This is a genomic window from Vibrio sp. 10N.286.48.C11 (assembly GCF_041469805.1).
Classification (GTDB): domain Bacteria; phylum Pseudomonadota; class Gammaproteobacteria; order Enterobacterales; family Vibrionaceae; genus Vibrio; species Vibrio crassostreae_C.
In genome coordinates, this window is the sequence record NZ_JBFRLK010000050.1 from 1 (window position 1) to 1,735 (window position 1,735).

Below are 1,735 nucleotides of genomic sequence, written 5' to 3' on the forward strand. Positions count from 1 at the left end.
AGAAATCTGATAGTAGGTCATTACAACTTGGGCAACCTAGCAATAGATAGAATAGCCCGATGCCTCGACGGGAAGTGTGTAGTGATAAATCAGGCACGGCCAAGGGAAAGAGCAACGTCTTACCTCGGGAGATCTTATTACTTGTCTCGATAGAGACTAATACAGCAGCGATGCGGTATGACGAGCAATAAGAAGTCAGCAGAAGGCATAGTACCTTAAGGAAGTACAACTTAAGGGAAGGCCCGAACTGAATATATCAAGAAGCAGTCACTAGACACTCAATCATGTGGGGTCATAGCAAGATGAAAACCATCTCTACGTCCCAATGGGCGATACAGCAAGTAAAGCTCATGGTGATGAAGAATGACAAGCATGATTGGCGTAAACAGGAGGACGAGTCTTGGTGATCTCAACGTCGTTGATGGAGCAAATCTGCTCTTCAACCAACTTGAATCAAGCTCTACGAAGAGTGAAGAAGAACAAAGGATGTGCAGGTGTCGACAAACTCGACATAGATGCGACTATCTCAACACTTCGACAGGCTTCAAATGGGCAAGCGCTTCGCCAGAGTCTTCTGGAAGGAAGCTACCAACCTCAACCGGTACTTGGTGTAGAAATCCCTAAACCTAGTGGTGGCGTAAGGCAACTAGGTATCCCAACCGTGCTTGATAGAGTTGTCCAACAGGCAATGACCTCAGTACTGTCAGATATCTATGACCCCAAGTTCTCCAATAGCAGTTACGGATTTAGACCAAACCGCAGTGCGCACCATGCATTAACGGCAGCCAGTCATTACATCCGAGAAGGTCGAGGTTATGTTGTAGATATCGACCTAGCGAAATACTTCGACACAGTGAATCACGATAGACTGATGTACAGACTGTCACAGGACATCAGTGATAAACGAGTGTTGAAGCTCATCAGGTCATATCTACAGGCAGGCATAATGCGAAACGGGATGGTTGAACAGAGACAAAGAGGGACACCACAGGGTGGACCATTATCCCCGTTGCTATCCAATATCGTATTAGATGAACTGGATAAAGAGTTAGAGCGCAGAGGGCATAAGTTCTGTCGATATGCAGACGACTGCCAAATCTACGTTCATAGTGAAGAAGCCGCTTATCGAGTTAAAGAGTCGATAACGGAGTTCTTGGAGCAAAAGCTGAAGCTCACGGTAAATCGAGAGAAAAGTGGTGCGACAAGAGTGACAGAGCGGACTTACTTAAGCCACCGCTTCGGGATAGATGGAACAATCCATCTATCGAAGGCAGCACAAACTCAAATGAAGAAGCGAGTGCGGCAGATAACGAAGCGAAACCGAGGGCGAGAGTTGCAAGCAGTCATAGCGGAATTAACTCAATACCTAAGAGGTTGGCAACACTACTTCAAACTCGCCATACGGAAAAGCAGCTTGCAGCGCTTAGACGAATGGATACGGCGACGGCTACGATGTTACCGCTTAAAACAACGCAAACGCAGATACGGCATAGCGACATGGTTACAACAACAAGGTGTAACGGAGCGCAATGCGTGGAAGGTAGCGATGTCAGATAAAGGGTGGTGGCACTTGGCCTTAACGCCGCAGTTAAATCACGCCATGCCAATAAAATGGTTCGAGGAGTTGGGCCTGTACTCATTGGGAGATGGGTATGAGTCACTGAAAATATATTCGGAACCGCCGTATGCGACCCACGCTTGTACGGTGGTGTGAGAGGACGGAGGCCGTGAGGCC

Annotated in this window: 1 protein-coding gene; it reads left to right on the plus strand. The window is 47.6% G+C overall.

The annotated features are described in order from the left end of the window. The first annotated feature begins 421 nt into the window (after positions 1 to 421). Complete coding sequence (gene ltrA, locus AB4209_RS14435) at positions 422 to 1,714, plus strand: group II intron reverse transcriptase/maturase (protein ID WP_372056279.1); 1,293 nt, start codon at positions 422 to 424, stop codon at positions 1,712 to 1,714. The last annotated feature ends 21 nt before the right edge of the window (positions 1,715 to 1,735 follow it).